This is a genomic window from Acinetobacter sp. CY17 (assembly GCF_059515825.1).
In genome coordinates this window covers 86,611-105,354 of record NZ_JCAKMX010000014.1, presented here as the reverse complement: position 1 = coordinate 105,354, position 18,744 = coordinate 86,611, and the positions used below count along the sequence as shown (strand labels likewise).

Sequence of the window (18,744 nt, the reverse complement as noted above, 5' to 3'; positions counted from 1 at the left end):
AAGAACAACTTGTTGTGGATTCTTACCGGTCGCCAATCTTTCGTTAAGGAGGTGATCCAGCCGCAGGTTCCCCTACGGCTACCTTGTTACGACTTCACCCCAGTCATCGGCCACACCGTGGTAAGCGTCCTCCTTACGGTTAGACTACCTACTTCTGGTGCAACAAACTCCCATGGTGTGACGGGCGGTGTGTACAAGGCCCGGGAACGTATTCACCGCGGCATTCTGATCCGCGATTACTAGCGATTCCGACTTCATGGAGTCGAGTTGCAGACTCCAATCCGGACTACGATCGGCTTTTTGAGATTAGCATCCTCTCGCGAGGTAGCAACCCTTTGTACCGACCATTGTAGCACGTGTGTAGCCCTGGTCGTAAGGGCCATGATGACTTGACGTCGTCCCCGCCTTCCTCCAGTTTGTCACTGGCAGTATCCTTAAAGTTCCCACCCGAAGTGCTGGCAAATAAGGAAAAGGGTTGCGCTCGTTGCGGGACTTAACCCAACATCTCACGACACGAGCTGACGACAGCCATGCAGCACCTGTATCAGAGTTCCCGAAGGCACCAATCCATCTCTGGAAAGTTCTCTGTATGTCAAGACCAGGTAAGGTTCTTCGCGTTGCATCGAATTAAACCACATGCTCCACCGCTTGTGCGGGCCCCCGTCAATTCATTTGAGTTTTAGTCTTGCGACCGTACTCCCCAGGCGGTCTACTTATCGCGTTAGCTGCGCCACTAAAGCCTCAAAGGCCCCAACGGCTAGTAGACATCGTTTACGGCATGGACTACCAGGGTATCTAATCCTGTTTGCTCCCCATGCTTTCGTACCTCAGCGTCAGTATTAGGCCAGATGGCTGCCTTCGCCATCGGTATTCCTCCAGATCTCTACGCATTTCACCGCTACACCTGGAATTCTACCATCCTCTCCCATACTCTAGCTTCCCAGTATCGAATGCAATTCCTAAGTTAAGCTCAGGGATTTCACATCCGACTTAAAAAGCCGCCTACGCACGCTTTACGCCCAGTAAATCCGATTAACGCTCGCACCCTCTGTATTACCGCGGCTGCTGGCACAGAGTTAGCCGGTGCTTATTCTGCGAGTAACGTCCACTATCCTAGAGTATTAATCTAAGTAGCCTCCTCCTCGCTTAAAGTGCTTTACAACCAAAAGGCCTTCTTCACACACGCGGCATGGCTGGATCAGGCTTTCGCCCATTGTCCAATATTCCCCACTGCTGCCTCCCGTAGGAGTCTGGGCCGTGTCTCAGTCCCAGTGTGGCGGATCATCCTCTCAGACCCGCTACAGATCGTCGCCTTGGTAGGCCTTTACCCCACCAACTAGCTAATCCGACTTAGGCTCATCCATTAACGCAAGGTCCGAAGATCCCCTGCTTTCCCCCGTAGGGCGTATGCGGTATTAGCAGTCGTTTCCAACTGTTGTCCCCCATTAATGGGCAGATTCCTAAGCATTACTCACCCGTCCGCCGCTGAATCCAGTAGCAAGCTACCTTCATCCGCTCGACTTGCATGTGTTAAGCCTGCCGCCAGCGTTCAATCTGAGCCATGATCAAACTCTTCAGTTTAAAATCAATAGTGCCTATAGGGCACCAATCTTGGCTCATCAATTACTGACAAAAAATTTGCTCAAATAAACTTCGAGAAATTCTTACCAATTATCAATGAAAATATATTCGATTGATCAACCAGTAAAAATCCACACAAGTTGTTCTTCATAATCTCTTAATGATTTTCTTGATTCTTCGTCAGAAGCAAGATCAAAGCAGAAACAATATTATCATTTCGTGTTTAGGCTGACCATTCTATATAAAATATTTTAAATAGCAAGCCCACTTATCAAAAAAATTAAAATAACACTATTAATGGCTAAAAATGACTTTCTAATTTTATTTTGCTTGCTCTGCAATCCAGTTCATAAACTTCTGACGCTCACTTATCGATGCTTGTTGCCATAGTCGGATCAATTGCTGATCAAGAGCATTTATATCTGAATTTTTAACCTGATTTAAAGATTCAGACTGGTTGATTGCAAAAGTATTGCTAACAAAGTTTAAAGATGGCTTTTTCGTGAATTGATCAGCAGCCTTTTGTAAAACTAATTGTTTATTGTCATCATATAATCCTACAACGGGTTGTTGTTTATATTGTTTAGCACTTTCAAAATCCTGAGGTGCATCAATGAGCTTTAAAACATAATTACCATCTTTAAGTTCTGGTGTCACAAAATTGAAGACTTGTGACTTTACAATATCATGTGAGTTGTCCGCATGTTGAAAGAATTCTTGATAGCGTAAGCTTATATCTTGACGACCGCTTGCCAATTGATACTGTTTTTTCTTATTCAATAGACCTTGGTTGAACTCCTGACCATTGACTGCAACTACTTTAATTTCCTCTGGCACAGTAATCGTGACAGCAGCTGAAAGGTAGGTACTACATAGCAAAGCCAAACCGGTCATTAATGTCTTTAATTTCATGATATAAAGCGCCAGAAAAACTAAAGCCTGCATAGTGCAGACTTTAAATGTCAGTTTTATGACAAATTTACTTTAAACAGATTTACATTGAGGCAAATTAATCAAAACGCTTAAAGCGTTGTGTATCTGCTATAAATTCTTTATCAGCTGCTGGTGTTTCAATAGAACCAAATACTAACTGGGCACGTAATTTCCATGTGGTCGGTATAGCAAAGGCATTGGCAACCTGTTGGTCGATAATTGGATTGTAATGTTGTAAAGAGGCGCCAATATTATGTTCTGCTAATGCAGTCCATACGGCAAATTGCGCAATGGCACTTGAATGCTCTGACCAAATTGGGAAATTCTCTGCATACAAAGCAAATTTCTGTTGTAATTCTTCCACTACCTGTTGATCTTCATAAAATAATACTGTGCCAAAGCCTGCGGCAAAAGCTTGGATTTTGGCTTGGGTATTTGGAAATGCCTCTGTAGGTACAATTTGACGCAATGTTTCAAGCACAATATTCCAAAATTTTTGATGAGACTCACCGTATAGCGTGACTACGCGCGAGGTTTGTGAATTAAATGAAGATGGACTTAAACGCACGCTTTCACGAATCAAGGCATCAATTTGGTCGACACTTTGACTCACATGAGTACCAATATGATAAATACTGCGACGTTTTTGCATATGTTGTAAAAATGACATTGTTGTTCTCAGCACAGTTTAAAACAGATCTTTATCCTAAAAGATCCATTTCTCTCTACCTAGAGTTTATTGCGTAACACAACGTTTCAGATTTAGAACATTAAGTGTGAAAACGAGATTTCTGTAAGCGACGTTGCAATTTAAACAAGCTTCAATTGCAAGATGAGTTTTAAATGGTTTCCACTAGGTTGATTTTTAATCGCTACTCTTGAATTAAAAAAGCCCCGCATGGTGCAGAGCTTTTCAATTCAAACCTAATCTTAATTTTTGTCAGTTTCAAATAATGCAGCAACAAATGATTTGGCTGAAAATGGACGTAAATCGTCAATTTTTTCACCCACACCAATGAAACGAATTGGCACATGGGTACGACTAGCAATGTTAAATAACACACCACCTTTTGCAGTTCCGTCTAATTTGGTAATGGTTAAACCTGTCAGACCCACCGCTTCATCAAACATTTCGACTTGGTTAATGGCATTTTGACCAGTACCTGCATCGACCACCAACATAATTTCATGCGGTGCTGTGGCATCAATTTTTTGCATGACACGTTTAACTTTAGTCAATTCTTGCATCAAGTGACCTTTGTTATGCAAACGACCTGCAGTATCAGCAATTAATACATCGACACCCTTAGCGCGTGCACTTTCAAAAGCATCAAAAATCACCGATGCTGAATCAGCACCATGCCCTTGTGCAACCACTTGAATGTTATTACGCTCACCCCAAATTTGTAGCTGCTCAGTGGCTGCCGCACGGAACGTATCCCCTGCTGCTAGCATAACTTTTTTACCTTCACCTTGTAAGCGTTTAGCCAATTTACCAATGGTTGTGGTTTTGCCCACACCATTTACACCCACCACTAAAATCACAAACGGATTTTTGTTGCTATCAATATGCAAAGGCTTAACACGTGGCGCCAATAAGGCCACTAATTCTTCTTGCAACGCTTTGTAAAGTGAATGTGAGTAAATCAAATCACCACGCGCGGTACGCTCAGTTAAATTGGCAATAATGGTTTTTGTTGCCTCTACACCAATATCGGCGACTAACAGTTGTTCTTCGACTTCTTCTAATAATTCATCATCGATCTCTTTACCGCCGATTAAAATATTCACCATACCATCGGCAAGGTTTTTACGGGTTTTGGTTAAACCCTCTTTCATACGGCTAAAGAAACCACCCGATGCTGCAGGTGCTTGTTCTGGAGTCACTTCAGGTGTGGCAACTGCTTGAGCGGGTTGAATGGCCACAATCGGTACATCTACCGCAGGTAAGCTCGGTAGCGTGACATCGTCATCCCCGATATCAGCATCAATCAAAAATTTATTTTGCAGATTTTGCTGTTGCATGCCGAATCCTTAAAAAGCATCGCGTTAAAAAACAAAGAGTCTAACATAGTTTAATTACAGAGAACATTGAGCACATACAACTGCAAACATGACTTGTGTTCAGTTGGCTTTTTTTCAACAATAGCCTAGCAATTTTTATTTAGGTCAACTCCGTGTCCTTTGTCCCATTCTCCTTTGGCACCTTTGTATATGCAATGCTGTGTCTCTATTCAGCAAGTACTCAAGCTGCTCAAGATCATCAAATATTACACACCAAGCTCAGCAATGGCTTAGAAGTGATTATTCAACCTGATCATCGTACCCCTATGGTGATGAGCCAAATTTGGTATAAGGTGGGTAGCAGCGATGAATCAGGCAATACTTTGGGCGTCTCACATGCACTTGAGCATATGATGTTTAAGGGCACCACTAAAGTTCCAAATGACGAATTTACTCGGTTAAGCCGAGTCTATGGCGGTTCAATTAACGCGGCGACTTTTACCAACTATACCAATTATTATCAGCTTTATCCTAAAGCTTATTTTCCCATGGCTTTAGAATTAGAAGCAGATCGTATGCAGAATTTAGTGCTGCGTCAGCAAGATTTCGACACTGAAATTAAAGTGGTCATGGAAGAGCGTCGCCAACGTACAGAAGATAATCCACGTAGTTTGGCTTTTGAACGTTTTAAATGGATTGCTTTGCCGACCAGTCATTATCGTCAGCCGATTATTGGTCACATGAAAACGCTCGAAAATTTAAAGCTACATGACTTAAAGCATTGGTATCAAACTTGGTATACCCCCAATAATGCAATTTTAGTAGTGGTCGGTGATATCGAACCTCAACAGGCCTTACAACAGATTAAAACCTATTTTGGTGCTATTCCTGCTAAAGCTGTACCACAGCGTAATGATGTGCGTGAATTTGATCGATTAGGCTATCGCTATATGCAGATGCAAAGTGATGTGCAAGTTGCAAACTTGTATATGACATGGAATGTAAAATCTTTAAGCACGGCGTCAAATCCACAAGACGCTTATGCTTTATATGTGTTACGCAATATTTTAGACAGCGGTATTTCATCACGTTTACAAAGTCGTTTAGTACGTGAACAAAAAATCTTAACTTCGGTTAGCGTGAGTTACGACTTATATAGCCGTGGTGATAGCTTATTTAGTATCACTGCCCTTCCTGCAACTGGAATCTCATTTGAACAAGCTGAAAACGCCATCCATAAAGAAATTGAGATTTTACAACATGAGCGTGTCAACTCGGCTGAAATGAAGCGCATTAGCCAACGTTTGGCCGCAAATTTAGTTTATAGCCAAGATGATATTACTCAACGTGCCAAAAGTATCGGTAATTTAGCGGTTAATGGTTTAGATTTTCGTTTAAATGAACAACTCCCGCATAAGCTTAAAACCGTTACTGCTGAGGATTTGCAACGTGTTTCTCGTGATTATTTGATTCGAGATAATTTAAGCGTTTTACATTTAGTTTCGAAAAATTTATTAAAAAATAAGGTGTCTTAAGATGAACTGTTTCCAATTATTAGGCACCTTATTTTGCTTAGGCTATTCTTGCATAACCTTGGCTGAGGTTCGTATTTATGAGGATCATGCGATTCGTATAGAGCAATTGCAATCCATTCAAAACCTAACCAGTCTTCAAAATATACGTTTAGTTGAGGATCAACTACCAAAAGTACAGGCTTTAAAGACCCTAATTCCCACATTTTTCGTTGAAAGCCCAAGCCTCGCAATGGTGGATGTACAAATAAACTTTAATGCTGGCAGTGCGCGTGACCATGAAATTATGGCTGGTTTGACTGGACTCGCCCATAGCACGGCGCGACTCATGCACGAAGGTACACCGCAATACAGTGCTGAGCAATTAGCAATAGCCTTTGAGGATCTAGGAGCACAAGTCAGCTTTAGCGTCTCACGCGATGTGTTTACTGTTAAGTTACGTAGCCTCAGTAATCCAGAAACCTTAAATCAGGCGATTGAACTGGTGTTACATGTCATCAATCAAGCCACGTTTGAAAAAGACGGTTTAAGTCGAATGGTAGATAATCATAAGGTTGGTCAAAAGCAGCTACAGGAAAATCCAAGTCGCCTCCTAGGCATCGCGTTTAATCGTGCTCTATATGCTCAGCACCCTTATGCAGAGCCGATTACAGGAACAGTGGGCAGTTTACAAAAAATTAGTCCAACATCTATGCATGCCTTTCGTAACAAGTTCTTAGTGGCCAACAATGCAAATCTTGCGATTACAGGCCAACTAAGCACTCAGCAAGCCACAGCTTTAGCCGATAAAATTGCACGGGCGTTACGGACTGGGCAAAAAGCAGCACCCTTAGCCACTGCCCCTTTGCAATCATCCATTCGCATTCAACATTTACCTTCTTCTTCAACGCAAGCACATGTAATTATGGGACACCTTGCTACGACACGGCATGACCCAGACCGTTTGGCCCTACAGATTGCAAATCGTATGCTAGGCAGTGGCGGGTTTAATTCCATCTTAATGCAAGAACTGCGCGTAAAACGTGGTTATACCTATGGCGCTAGTAGTCAATTTTCGTTTAGTCAAACAACAGGGAGCTTTAGTTTAAGTTATTCAACCCGTGAAGATCAGCTGATGGACAGTATTTTAATTGCATATAAAGTATTGGTTGACTTTGTACGCAAGCCCATTGACCCACAACAACTTGCAGATACCAAAGCAGGTATGTTATTAGCTTTCCCACGCAGCTTGGCCAGTAATGCCGACATCAACAGCCAATTGGCTGCTTTAGGTTTTCATGGTGAATCGAAGGACTATTTACAACACTACCGTCTTGCCTTAGAGAAGATTGACGCCAAACAGGTTCAAGATGCCATACAGCGCTGGATTCATCCCGATCGCTTAACAGTCATGGTTGCCGCACCTAGTTTAGACAAAAAAGCACTGCAACGCGGGTTAGAAGCCAATCTCAAGCCTTAGTCCAGCTGTAGTGCAGGCAATTGATTGGCTTGCCGCTGTTCATCCTGTTGGGCATGCATAATTTTAAGGTATTGCCCATACGAGATGTACTCATAGTCACGTAATACCCTTAAGGCTACAGATTGAGTGTTGGGATATTCTTGTTGGCGCGCTAACTGCTGTAATTGTTGCAGTTGTTGCGCCCCTACAGGATGTTGCAAACTACGATAGGCAATCAGCACAATAGCAAGCACTAAAAACAACACTGCAACATGATAAAATTGTTGCAGTGTAATAGGTAGATGAAATGATTTTGAATACAACGGCATAAATGTCCTCGAATTGCCAAGTAGTGTAAAACGCGGCAATCAGAAGTACAAGCGATTAGCTCACCATATTACGCACCACACCAAAATATAAAATTAAGGCAATAATGGCCAGCACTACAGCGATTGCAAAGACACTCACTCCTCCTTCAGCATCAGCAGGATGCAGCTGGTCTTCATCAGCAATGCGTTCAAGTTCACCATTATAAGTATTATAAAAATCTAAGCGCTGCTCAGGACTCAGCTCACGGGTAAAATCATAGACACGTTTACGCTGGGCTAGGCAAAAATCACCTAAATGAATTTCATGGTGGAAGATCGCCTCTTCCAAATTTAAGCGATGCTGACGAGCTAAAGCAATGATTTGCTCATGGCTAGGTGGCAGATCCATATTAAATCCATCTAAAGTACGAGTGCTCATGCTTTTCTCCTTGTTTTTGTTTATTTATTCATCCATTATATTAATCAATAATAAAAAAGATCATTGTTTAATCATGTAATCTTGAATTATGTGAAAATTACCTCATATAAACATTGACACAAGTAGGTAGTTTGTAATATTAGTTTAATATGTTTAGTTTAAACTAAATTAAAGACTGCCTTAACAGTCTGATAATTTGATCATAATTACAATAAGGAGTTTTCTATGAATCAGCCTATCTCTCAACATGATTTAGAACATGTCTATGCCAATGCGGTCAATACCATTCAATCGCAAATGAATTTCTCTGATGCAGTTAAAGAATTGGAACAAGCAGCACGCGCAGGTCATGGTAAAGCGGCATTATTTTTAGCTGAATTGTATTACCAAGGTTTCCGTGTAGAACGCGACTCTTTAAAAGCACAATATTGGCAAAACATGGCCACCATGCAAGCATGAAAAAACGTCACCTAGGTGGCGTTTTTTTACATCTATTGATTTTATAGACATATTTAATTACGATTTTTCGCAAAGCTTACACTGATCTTTCACATGATCTTTTTACAATAAGCCTATCTCTTTCGTTTAGCTCGATACCTTTATGCACTTACTACAACCTGTGACTCAAGATTTGTTTTTAAAAGTCACCATTTTAAAATCGATGATGTATTGCGGTGTGCTGTGGGGCCTTTATCATCAAGGCTGGGCAATGAGCCAAGATCACGAAGACTTTATTTTTCCATTTTGGTTAAATGCCCAACATGCCGAGCGTTATGCGCAAAAACATTGGCCACAATATAAAGCGCGCAAAATTACCTCAGAAAATTTTAATAGCGCCTTATTGCCGACCCTACAGCGTTTAAATGTACGTCCTACCCTGTATCGTAGTGATCGTCATCGCCTTAAACTGAGTGCTGCGCAAATGCAAAGCTGGTTTTTTCAAGATTTAAGCTTAAAAACGGTGTAAAAATATCACTTAAGCTGTTATATATAAATAAAGACGTTGGATTTTGTGCATGTTTTTGCCCTAACACGTCTTACACTTCACAACAACAATAAGGACCCGAATTTAAGATGACGACAGTTGCTCAAGTACTTGAAAGTAAAGATGATCATGTCTATACCATTGCACCTAACGCCAGCGTACGCAGTGCTATTAAGTTAATGGCAGAAAAGAACATTGGTGCTTTGATCGTGACCGATGAAAATAAGAAAGTGATAGGGATTATTTCAGAGCGCGACTATACCCATAAAGTGGTATTAAAAAATCGTTCATCGCTTACCACCAATGTTGATCAGATTATGACCAGCAATGTTCTTACCGTGACGCTGAACATGAAAGTAGAACAATGCTTACAAATCATGACTGATGGGCATTTACGTCATTTACCTGTGGTCGAAAATGAACAATTATTGGGCATGGTTGCCATTGGCGATTTAGTTAAAGCCGCGATGGAAGATCAACGTGTTTTAATTGAACAGTTGCAGCATTATATTTCAGGTTAAAAAAAGCCGCTCAAATGAGCGGCTTTTTTTAACGCGATTATAAGCCGAGTTTTGCAGCCACATAATCAGCATCTTTATCACCACGACCTGATACCGTGACAACAATTTTAGTCTCTGGACTTAACTTTGGTGCTTCACGCATGGCCCATGCCACGGCGTGGGCACTTTCTAAAGCAGGTACAATTCCTTCTACACGAGATAAAGTCATAAAGGCATCTAAACACTCTTGGTCGGTCGCCGAAGTATACTGCACACGACCTAAATCTTTGAGTAAGCTATGCTGTGGCCCAACGCCTGGATAATCCAAACCCGATGCAATCGAATGCACAGGTAAAGGCTCACCATGTTCATCTTCTAACACATAGCATGCCATTCCATGGATCTGACTAGGTCGACCTAGGGTTAAAGTTGCTGAATGCATCATAGTGTCTAAACCATGACCTGCAGGCTCTACACCCACCAACTTAACCTCAGGATCATTTAAAAATGCACTAAATGAACCTACAGCATTCGATCCACCACCAACACACGCCACGACATAGTCAGGATTAACCCCAAAACGATCTTGGCTTTGAATTTTAATTTCATCTCCAATGATGGCTTGGAAATCACGCACCATTTTAGGAAATGGATGCGGCCCAACTACAGAACCAATCGCATAGATAAAGTTTTTTGGGTCTTTTAAATATTCTTCAAAAGCACTATCTACTGCATCTTTTAAGGTGGCTGTACCGCGGGTTACTGAAATGAGGTGAGCACCTAAAATCTTCATTTTAACGACATTAGGATGTTCTTTTTCAATATCCACCTGCCCCATATGAATTTCACATGGAATCCCGACTAGCGCACAGGCCGTGGCCAAAGCAACGCCGTGTTGACCTGCGCCTGTTTCTGCAATGACTTTGGTTTTACCCATATATTTAGCAAGTAAAGCCTCACCTAAACAATGGTTAATTTTATGCGCACCGGTGTGGTTTAAATCTTCGCGCTTTAAATAGATTTGCGCACCACCAAGCTGTGTAGATAAACGCTTGGCATAAAATAACGGACTAGGACGACCTACATAATGGGCAAATAATTCTTTGAGTTCATGTTGAAAGGCATCACTATGACGGATTTCTTCATAAGCGATATTAATTTCATCCATAGCTGCTTTGAGATCATCTGATATAAATTGACCACCATAGTGACCAAAGAAGCCGTCTTCATCGGGTAAAGCAATGCCGTTGATGTGATGTTGCATAAAAGTTCTCTAAGTAGATTACGCTAGCGAGCTAAGTAACGTGTCATATCTTCAATGCCATTTAAGGTCATTGGATACATATGATCAGCAAAAATGTGTTTGATCAGTCCGATCGTATGGGTGTATTGCCAATATTCCTGTGCCTCAGGGTTGAGCCATGCGGTTTTGTCAAAATGCTGTTGTAAACGCTGTAACCAGACTTGTCCAGCCTCATCGTTCATATATTCTACAGAACCACCAATAGACGTGACCTCATAGGGTGCCATACTGGCATCTCCAACTACAATCACACGGTAGTCCCGTCCATAGGTATTAAATAGGTCGATGGTATTGATTCGGGTTGTAGAACGACGGATATTGTCCTTCCAGACATAATCATATAAACAGTTATGGAAATAAAAATATTCTAAACTCTTAAATTCAGTCTTCGCCGCGCTAAATAATTTTTCACATTGACTAACATGTGCATCCATTGACCCGCCGACATCAAACAGCATTAATACTTTGACCCGATTACGCCGCTCAGGCATCAGCTGTACATCCAACATACCTTGTTTGGCTGTAGCTTGAATAGTGCCATCAATGTCAAGTTCTTCTGCTGCACCTTGGCGAGCAAATTTACGCAAACGACGCAGGGCCATCTGCATTTGGCGACTACCAAGCAATTGATCATCGTCTAGATTACGGTATTGCCGCTTCTCCCACACCTTCACCGCTGAGCGTTTGCGACTTGGGCCACCAATCCGCACCCCCTCAGGATGATCACCATAAGCACCAAAGGGTGATGTCCCCCCTGTACCTATCATTTTATTGCCACCCTGATGTTTTTTATGCTGCTCACGTAAACGCTGTTCCAGCATTTTCATCAACTCCTCTAAAGAGCCAGCTTTTTGTAGTTGCTCACGCTGTTCAGCGGTCAGATTTTTTTCTAATAATTCTAAATCCAGCCAACTTTTAGGGATTTTATGAACTTGCTCGAGCAATTGATCGAGATCAACACTGGCAATGCCTTGAAAATAGTCTTGCATCGCACGGTCAAATTTATCAAAGAAGCGCTCATCTTTGACCATTACAGTACGAGTGAGCTGATAAAATTGTTCTTGATCTGCAAATATTAAACCTGACGCCACGGCGTGATTGATATCAATGAGCTCACGCGTAGAGACAGGAATGCCGTATTTGCGTAAAGTGTAAAACAAGCGCACAAACATAAACCCATCCCATTTAATTAAAACTAAATTTGGGCCACATCCTGATTAGCCCTTTGCTTCATCTTATGACTGCAGCAAGCGATATGCAATATGTTGCAATCTCAGAAGATTTGAACATACTGATAAAATAAAAACCGGATATACCGGCTATTATTTCAAAACATATGGTTTAACGACGTGGCATAAACGCCAAACGTTCAAGCAACTGTACGTCTTGCTCATTTTTCAGCAATGCACCATATAAAGGTGGAATCGCTTTACTTTGATCATGCTTGCTTAACAGATCTGCTGGCATATCATCGGCCATGAGCAGACTTAACCAATCAATGAGTTCAGAAGTAGAAGGCGGTTTTTTTAAGCCTGGCATTTGACGCAGTTTAAAGAATACTTGCAATGCGTCATTCACCAATTGTGCAGAAATTTTGGGGAAATGCACCTCAATGATTTGACGCATGGTCGCTTCATCAGGGAAATCAATATAATGAAAGAAACAACGACGCAAAAAGGCATCTGGCAATTCTTTTTCGTTATTTGAAGTAATAATGACGATTGGACGTTGCTTGGCACAAATGGTTTCACCGGTTTCATACACAAAAAACGACATTTTATCGAGTTCATGTAAAAGGTCATTTGGAAATTCGATGTCAGCTTTATCAATCTCATCAATTAATAATACACAGCGTTCATCACGTTCAAATGCCTGCCACAATTTACCCGGTTTAATATAGTTTTTAATCTCATAAACACGATCATCGCCTAACTGGCTATCACGTAAACGTGACACGGCGTCATATTCATATAAGCCTTGCTGCGCTTTAGTGGTTGATTTAATGTGCCAAGTTAACAATGGCAAACCTAGACTGTGTGCCACTTGTTCTGCCAATAAGGTTTTACCGGTTCCCGGTTCACCTTTAATCAGTAAAGGCTTTTGCAATTGACGTGCCGCTTTAACAGCGAGCTTAAGACTCTCGGTGGCAATATAACTGTCGCTACCATTAAATTGTGTCTGATCCGCGCCCATAGTTCATCCCTGTCTGCTTATTATAATGGAGAATCTTTGTGTTGTTGGGCCTTATTGGCACTATACGTTGACCAACAATAGCCTAAAATCGCACCCACCCCTGTGACCAGCAAAATACTGGCTAAATTAGCCCATACCAAAGGCATATCTTTCGTGAGTACACCAAAGATTAAAGCAAAAATAGCAGGTGCAAGTGCTGCATTGCTGCCTTCTGACACAGTAGGAGTGAGTAAAATGGCAAAACCTAGAATCCAAGTCATGCCACCTAAAAGTTTAGGTAGGCGTTTGGCAATTTCATACCAGCACCATAAGATAATGGCACTTCCGCCTAAATAAACCGTGATCGCAATCAGGTCTTCAGGAATGGCCTCCAAAAATGTCAAATCCATCTCTTCTCTCCTGATTGATGCTTATGCGCCGCGTAAACCTTCTGGTTCCACTGCATTTGGGTTAATTAAACCTTCAGGCGGCATTTGTAAAAAGAAACCTTGCGTTTGAAGTGAGTCCATCACATGCAATACATTGACACGTGCCAATTTGCGTTCTGCGTGTAATTCTAAATCCATAACAAAGCTTGCACGACCAAATGCACCGCGTACTGCTTCAGGTAAGACCAACAGCGGATCAAAGCCTTCAGCTTCATTTTCATTTGGACGAACCACGTATAAATACATTTCGTCTTTTTTGCTCGATTTATAAATAGAACAGTACATATTAGAACTCATAAAACAACTGTGAACAGCATACAATAAAAAAAAGACAGATACCGCAGCTTTTGCTTGATCTGTCTTTTTATAATACTGAAATATTAATGCTTTCAGTCCATAAATGTAAAGTTTTACGCCAAATCACCCGACTGGTAAGCCAGATCTTGGCAAAATGCATCAAGCAATGGCCGGGTAAGAAGCTGATAACGCCAACCCAATAGATATGGGGGCAAACTTGCTTCACTGGATTGAAATAATACATGCTGATGCAGTGCATTCATCCATTTTTTACGCATCAAGACTTCTTTCGGAATACCTGTTTCTGCCACGGCGTTCGCTAAAATCTGCTCAATTTTCTCGCTCAGCTGCTGTGAAGCACGCAGTGGACGCGGTAAACGCTCAGGCCACACATCTGGCTCAGGTAAATCTTTCAATAAGGTCAAAATGGTTTTGCCATATTCACGCACAATATTGGGTCGCACGTCTTTGACAGCGGCCAATAAAAATGGATTACGCGGATTTTTCTCAACCAAATCCATCAAACTAGAATTTTTAAGAATAAAGCTTTTGGGAATATTTAAGGCTTTGGCAAGTTCATCACGCCACATTGCTAAACGCTGCAACTGCATGAGTTGACGGCGAGAATGTCGATAATTACCGACATCCTGATACAGTAAGTCAGGCTGAGTCTGTTGACCAATTTCATAGGTTAAATGACGACAATCTTCTAATACCCACTCCAGCATACCTTTAGCACGTAGCTCAGCCTGAATCTTTTCAGACAATTGCATAATGTACAGCACATCATTGGCAGCATAATTGAGCTGCTCCTGACTTAAAGGACGCGCCAACCAATCCGAACGGGTCTGATCTTTATCAATCTCAATATGAAGTAAATTTTTCAGCGCGTTTTGATAACTCACCTGCAGGCCATAACCTAAAAAAGATAAAGCCACTTGGGTATCAAAGACATTATCGAGATGATTTTGCTGTGCATAATGATAGATCAGATCAATGTCTTCACCACAGGCATGGAAAATATTTTGCTTAGCAGCAAATATTTTCTGCCAAAAGGCGCTTAAATCTAATGTAGTTCCATCGAGTAAATAGACTTGATTGGCAACATTAATTTGAAAAACACCAAGTTTTGGCCATAGGGTGTCCACCTTAATAAATTCGGTATCTAAACCGTAAGTCGAACACTGTCCCATCTGCCCTAAAATTGGCTCCAAGTCTTTTTGCTGTTGAATAAACTGAAACATATCTTAGATTATCATTGGATACCTTTTTAACCCGATTATTTTAGCCTTATCTATATAATTTAGATATAAAAAAATGCTGTAGAGTGTGTTTTATTTCACATTTTATTAAAATTTTCTCGGAGATATACAAAGATAGTTATATTTTTTTTATATAAAAGCAAAAACGCATAAAAAATTATTTCATGCGCATTCGATTATGCACGGCTTGGCTCAAAGTATGACTATCCACGTACTCAAGTTCCCCACCCTGCGGCACACCTTGGGCAATACGTGTCATGGTCAGCGGTAGATGCTTACTGGCTTCTAAAAGGTAGTGTGCGGTAGCTTGTCCTTCCACTGTAGCATTGGTCGCTAAGATCACTTCTTTAATTTCACCTTGGCTCAAGCGCTGCAATAAATAGGGAATCCCGATTTCTTCAGGACCAATGCCATCAAGTGGTGATAAATGTCCACCTAAAACATGGTACTTACCACGAAAACTCCCACTTTGCTCAATCGCCATCACATCCGCGGGTGATTCCACCACACAGAGTACTTCACCATCACGATCATGTGCTGCACAAATATCACAGACATTGTCTTCGGTCAAAGAATGACAAAGACTGCATGCATGCAAACGATTGCCTGCTTCAGTTAAAGCCTGCGCCAGTTGATAGGCACCTTCACGGTTTTTTAACATTAGGTGTAATGCCATGCGCTGGGCCGATTTTGGCCCAACGCTAGGTAGAACACGTAATGCTTGGACCAGTTGATCAAAACGATCACTAAACATTACGTTAATTCCTTAGAACATGCCAGCAAGACCAGGGGGTAAACCCATGCCTTGGTTGGCAGCTTTCATGGTTTCTTCAGAAATGGCTTCCGCTTGACGCGCAGCATCATTCATTGCCGCGGCAATTAAATCTTCAATCATATCGGCATCATCTTGCAATAATTCAGGATCAATTTGGATACGTTTTACCACATGACGGCAAGTCATGGTCACTTTGACTAAACCACCACCTGCTTCGGCATGGACTTCAGTTTGTGCAAGCTGTTCTTTAGCCTTTTTAACATTGGCTTCCATGTCTTTTTGCATGCGCTGTGCTTGCTGCATCAACATATTAATGTTCATAAAAATCTCCGAAAAAACGTAATAATTAGATCAGATCTAATCCGCGAGAAAGATCGCGAATAATATCATTAATATCTTCTAAACCAACAGAAACACGGATCAAACCTTCACGAATACCCGCTGCAGCTTTGGCTTCTGCTGATAATTTGCCATGTGTGGTGGTTGCTGGATGGGTAATGGTTGATTTTGCATCACCCAAGTTACCGGTAATGGAAATAAATTGGGTATTGTCAATGACTTTCCAAGCGCCTTCACGTTCGCCTTTGACTTCAAATGAGACAATACCACCAAAACCTGTTTGTTGTTTAGCTGCTAATTCATGGCCTACATGTGCCGGCAGACCTGCATAGTAGACTTTTTCAACTTTATCATGCGCATCTAAAAATTCTGCTAATTTTTGTGCACTGGCTGAATGTTCACGCATACGTAAACGTAATGTTTCTAAACCTTTTAGGAATACCCATGCATTAAATGGGCTCATAGAAGGACCTGTGGTACGCACATAACCAAACACGTCTTCAAGTAAGGCATGGTTACCCACCACCGCACCACCTAAAGCTCGGCCTTGACCATCTAAGTATTTGGTTGCAGAGTAAACCACTAAATCTGCACCAAATTTCAACGGCTGCTGTAATACCGGCGTACAGAAGCTGTTGTCAATGGCAAGTAAAGCACCATGTGCATGGGCAAGGTCCGCTAAAGCTTGAATATCAGCCACTTCAGCCAGTGGATTAGAAGGTGATTCAACAAATAATAGTTTAGTGGTGGGTTGAATGGCATTTTTCCATGCGTCTAGATCGGTTAAATCTACAAAATCAACACGAACACCAAACTTCGCCACATATTTTTCAAACATTGCTACAGTCGAACCAAACACGGCGCGTGAACAAATCACATGATCGCCTTGTTTTAAATACGACATCGCCACAGCCATAATCGCAGCCATACCTGAACTGGTGGCAACTGCGCGTTCTGCACCTTCTAGAGCGGCAAGACGTTTTTCAAACATTGCCACCGTAGGGTTGGTAAAGCGCGAATAAATGTTACCTGGTTCTTGACCTGAAAATTTGGCCGCAGCTTCTGCAGCATTGGCATACACAAAAGATGAAGTTAGGAAAATTGGCTCGCCGTGTTCACCCTCAAAGCTACGTGTATGACCGGTACGTAGTGCCAAAGTATCTAATTGGTATTCAAGATCGTCGTATTGACTCATTATATTTTCAGTCTATGACTGCCTGTGTGAAGAATTGCCAACATTTTGAGCGCCTAATATCTTCTCGGTCAAGGTAAAATATACAATGATCGTTTAGACTTCGTCCAAATCTACTGCTAAAGATGTGCTATTTATGAGAAAATTAGGGAAAATCAACCTGAAAAATCAAACAGATAAATTGAAAAATCTATCCACACGGGTGTTTCGCAGTACCTCGCTTGTGGTCTCGCAAAGCACGCCCTATCAGGTGATTTTTGAATACGAACACGCCAAAGTACGTCACTATCCTGCGGTAGAACGTAAATTTTTAGAACCTTTGGTGTTTATTCCACCGCTTGCAGTCACTGTTTCCATTTACGACCTATACCCTTATCGCTCTTTAGTGAATTATTTCCAACAGCAAGGCTTTGAAGTGTATTTGCTCGATTGGGGACGTCTTAATTATAGCCATCATCAGCTCAATTTTATGAGCTTTTTAGACAACACCATTCCAGAGTGCTTAAGCCATATTCGTGAACATGCCAACAGTGCAGAGTTATCTTTACATGGTTGGAGTATGGGCGGCTTATTTGCCACACTCTACACGGCGCATAGCCACTCCAAACAGATTAAAAACTTAATTACCCTAGGTGCGCCGATTGATACCTTTCTAACCGGCTGGCATGGTCAACTGCTTAAACACACTCAAAAAGTGTTGCACCGCTATCCACGCGTGGCAGAGGCCCTATACCAAGGCAAACTCCCTAAGAAAATGATTCAAACACCCGGAAAACTCAATGCTTTGGTATTTAAACTACTTGACCCTAAAGGCTGGCTGAATGGTCATAAACGCTTTTTGCAAAATTTAGATGACCCACAAATTGTGCAAGAACATGCCACCATGGGCGCTTATTTAAATGACATGATTGATTACCCTGGTGGAATTAACCAAGATATGATGCTCAATATTTGGCTGCAAAACCCACTCAAAAACGGTCATATTCACTTAAACAATAAACTTATCGATTTAAAAAATATTCACTGCAATCTCTTGGTGGGCGCGGGTTTGCGCGATCAATTGGTCTCCGCCAAAGCGGTTGCGCCTTTATGCGAATTGACAAGCAGCACAGATGTCACGTTTACTCTCATTCCGGGTGGACATATGGGTATTATGTCTAACCAAAATACAGCCAAGGAATTTTGGCCACAGATGGCGGCTTGGCTGACACAACGTTCGACACAGATCTAAAAAA

The 18,744-nt window shown here is 41.6% G+C and carries 20 protein-coding genes and 1 rRNA gene; 6 read left to right on the top strand and 15 right to left on the bottom strand.

Going from position 1 to position 18,744, the window contains the following annotated elements:
- Nucleotides 1–44: 44 nt before the first annotated feature.
- From AC5YCI_RS10735 to ftsY, 4 genes are all read right to left on the bottom strand, one after another.
- A 16S ribosomal RNA gene (locus AC5YCI_RS10735) occupies nt 45–1,581 on the bottom strand.
- Nucleotides 1,582–1,902: 321 nt separating this feature from the next.
- Nucleotides 1,903–2,526, bottom strand: coding sequence for a DUF2057 family protein (locus tag AC5YCI_RS10730; protein WP_496175512.1), 624 nt, complete (start codon nt 2,524–2,526; stop codon nt 1,903–1,905).
- 64 nt (nt 2,527–2,590) lie between these two features.
- On the bottom strand, nt 2,591–3,184 hold the full coding sequence (locus AC5YCI_RS10725) for a nitroreductase family protein (protein ID WP_496129638.1): 594 nt from the start codon (nt 3,182–3,184) through the stop codon (nt 2,591–2,593).
- A gap of 260 nt (nt 3,185–3,444) precedes the next feature.
- Nucleotides 3,445–4,539, bottom strand: a complete 1,095-nt coding sequence (gene ftsY, locus AC5YCI_RS10720) for a signal recognition particle-docking protein FtsY (RefSeq protein ID WP_496129639.1) — start codon at nt 4,537–4,539, stop codon at nt 3,445–3,447.
- Nucleotides 4,540–4,733: 194 nt separating this feature from the next.
- Between ftsY and AC5YCI_RS10715 the strand changes: the two genes are divergently transcribed.
- Both AC5YCI_RS10715 and AC5YCI_RS10710 read left to right on the top strand, forming a co-directional pair.
- Nucleotides 4,734–6,053, top strand: coding sequence for a M16 family metallopeptidase (locus AC5YCI_RS10715; RefSeq protein WP_496129743.1), 1,320 nt, complete (start codon nt 4,734–4,736; stop codon nt 6,051–6,053).
- Between the two features lies 1 nt (nt 6,054).
- Nucleotides 6,055–7,509, top strand: a complete 1,455-nt coding sequence (locus AC5YCI_RS10710; protein ID WP_496129640.1) for a M16 family metallopeptidase — start codon at nt 6,055–6,057, stop codon at nt 7,507–7,509.
- On the opposite strand, the gene AC5YCI_RS10705 is transcribed toward AC5YCI_RS10710, so the two are convergent.
- Together AC5YCI_RS10705 and AC5YCI_RS10700 are read right to left on the bottom strand one after the other, a co-directional pair.
- Nucleotides 7,506–7,817 (bottom strand): hypothetical protein, encoded by a 312-nt coding sequence (locus AC5YCI_RS10705; RefSeq protein WP_496129641.1) that lies wholly within the window; start codon nt 7,815–7,817, stop codon nt 7,506–7,508. The genes AC5YCI_RS10710 and AC5YCI_RS10705 overlap by 4 nt on opposite strands.
- A 55-nt stretch (nt 7,818–7,872) precedes the next feature.
- A complete protein-coding gene (locus tag AC5YCI_RS10700; protein WP_496129642.1) occupies nt 7,873–8,235 on the bottom strand; it encodes a hypothetical protein in 363 nt (120 codons plus the stop codon).
- Between the two features lie 225 nt (nt 8,236–8,460).
- Here AC5YCI_RS10700 and AC5YCI_RS10695 point away from each other — a divergent pair, with 225 nt between their 5' ends.
- The 3 genes from AC5YCI_RS10695 (at nt 8,461) to AC5YCI_RS10685 (ending at nt 9,741) form a co-directional block, all read left to right on the top strand.
- Nucleotides 8,461–8,694, top strand: a complete 234-nt coding sequence (locus tag AC5YCI_RS10695) for a hypothetical protein (protein ID WP_496129643.1) — start codon at nt 8,461–8,463, stop codon at nt 8,692–8,694.
- Between the two features lie 142 nt (nt 8,695–8,836).
- Entirely contained in the window at nt 8,837–9,202 is a 366-nt protein-coding gene (locus AC5YCI_RS10690) for a DUF2750 domain-containing protein (RefSeq protein WP_496129644.1), read from the top strand.
- A gap of 107 nt (nt 9,203–9,309) precedes the next feature.
- Nucleotides 9,310–9,741 carry a CBS domain-containing protein gene (locus AC5YCI_RS10685; protein ID WP_496129645.1) on the top strand — a complete coding sequence of 144 codons (432 nt, stop codon included), beginning with the start codon at nt 9,310–9,312 and terminating at the stop codon, nt 9,739–9,741.
- Nucleotides 9,742–9,778: 37 nt separating this feature from the next.
- Here AC5YCI_RS10685 and trpB read toward each other — a convergent pair whose 3' ends face one another.
- The 9 genes from trpB to AC5YCI_RS10640 all read right to left on the bottom strand — a co-directional run bounded on the left by trpB (nt 9,779) and on the right by AC5YCI_RS10640 (nt 17,512).
- Nucleotides 9,779–10,984, bottom strand: a complete 1,206-nt coding sequence (trpB, locus tag AC5YCI_RS10680) for a tryptophan synthase subunit beta (RefSeq protein ID WP_496129646.1) — start codon at nt 10,982–10,984, stop codon at nt 9,779–9,781.
- 23 nt (nt 10,985–11,007) lie between these two features.
- Nucleotides 11,008–12,195: a vWA domain-containing protein gene (locus AC5YCI_RS10675; RefSeq protein ID WP_496129647.1), complete on the bottom strand. Its 1,188-nt coding sequence runs from the start codon at nt 12,193–12,195 to the stop codon at nt 11,008–11,010.
- A gap of 169 nt (nt 12,196–12,364) precedes the next feature.
- A complete protein-coding gene (locus AC5YCI_RS10670) occupies nt 12,365–13,216 on the bottom strand; it encodes an AAA family ATPase (RefSeq protein WP_496129648.1) in 852 nt (283 codons plus the stop codon).
- Nucleotides 13,217–13,236: 20 nt separating this feature from the next.
- Nucleotides 13,237–13,605, bottom strand: coding sequence for a hypothetical protein (locus AC5YCI_RS10665; RefSeq protein WP_496129649.1), 369 nt, complete (start codon nt 13,603–13,605; stop codon nt 13,237–13,239).
- 21 nt (nt 13,606–13,626) lie between these two features.
- Nucleotides 13,627–13,929, bottom strand: a complete 303-nt coding sequence (locus AC5YCI_RS10660; protein WP_496129650.1) for a YcgL domain-containing protein — start codon at nt 13,927–13,929, stop codon at nt 13,627–13,629.
- 125 nt (nt 13,930–14,054) lie between these two features.
- On the bottom strand, nt 14,055–15,185 hold the full coding sequence (locus AC5YCI_RS10655; protein ID WP_496129651.1) for a ribonuclease D: 1,131 nt from the start codon (nt 15,183–15,185) through the stop codon (nt 14,055–14,057).
- A gap of 175 nt (nt 15,186–15,360) precedes the next feature.
- Nucleotides 15,361–15,957, bottom strand: a complete 597-nt coding sequence (gene recR / locus AC5YCI_RS10650; RefSeq protein ID WP_496129652.1) for a recombination mediator RecR — start codon at nt 15,955–15,957, stop codon at nt 15,361–15,363.
- A 12-nt stretch (nt 15,958–15,969) separates the two neighbouring features.
- A complete protein-coding gene (locus tag AC5YCI_RS10645) occupies nt 15,970–16,299 on the bottom strand; it encodes a YbaB/EbfC family nucleoid-associated protein (RefSeq protein ID WP_496129653.1) in 330 nt (109 codons plus the stop codon).
- A 25-nt stretch (nt 16,300–16,324) separates the two neighbouring features.
- Nucleotides 16,325–17,512: an O-succinylhomoserine sulfhydrylase gene (locus AC5YCI_RS10640; RefSeq protein ID WP_496129654.1), complete on the bottom strand. Its 1,188-nt coding sequence runs from the start codon at nt 17,510–17,512 to the stop codon at nt 16,325–16,327.
- 133 nt (nt 17,513–17,645) lie between these two features.
- On the opposite strand from AC5YCI_RS10640, the gene AC5YCI_RS10635 reads away from it, so the two are divergent.
- Nucleotides 17,646–18,740, top strand: a complete 1,095-nt coding sequence (locus AC5YCI_RS10635) for an alpha/beta fold hydrolase (protein ID WP_496129655.1) — start codon at nt 17,646–17,648, stop codon at nt 18,738–18,740.
- The last annotated feature ends 4 nt before the right edge of the window (nt 18,741–18,744 follow it).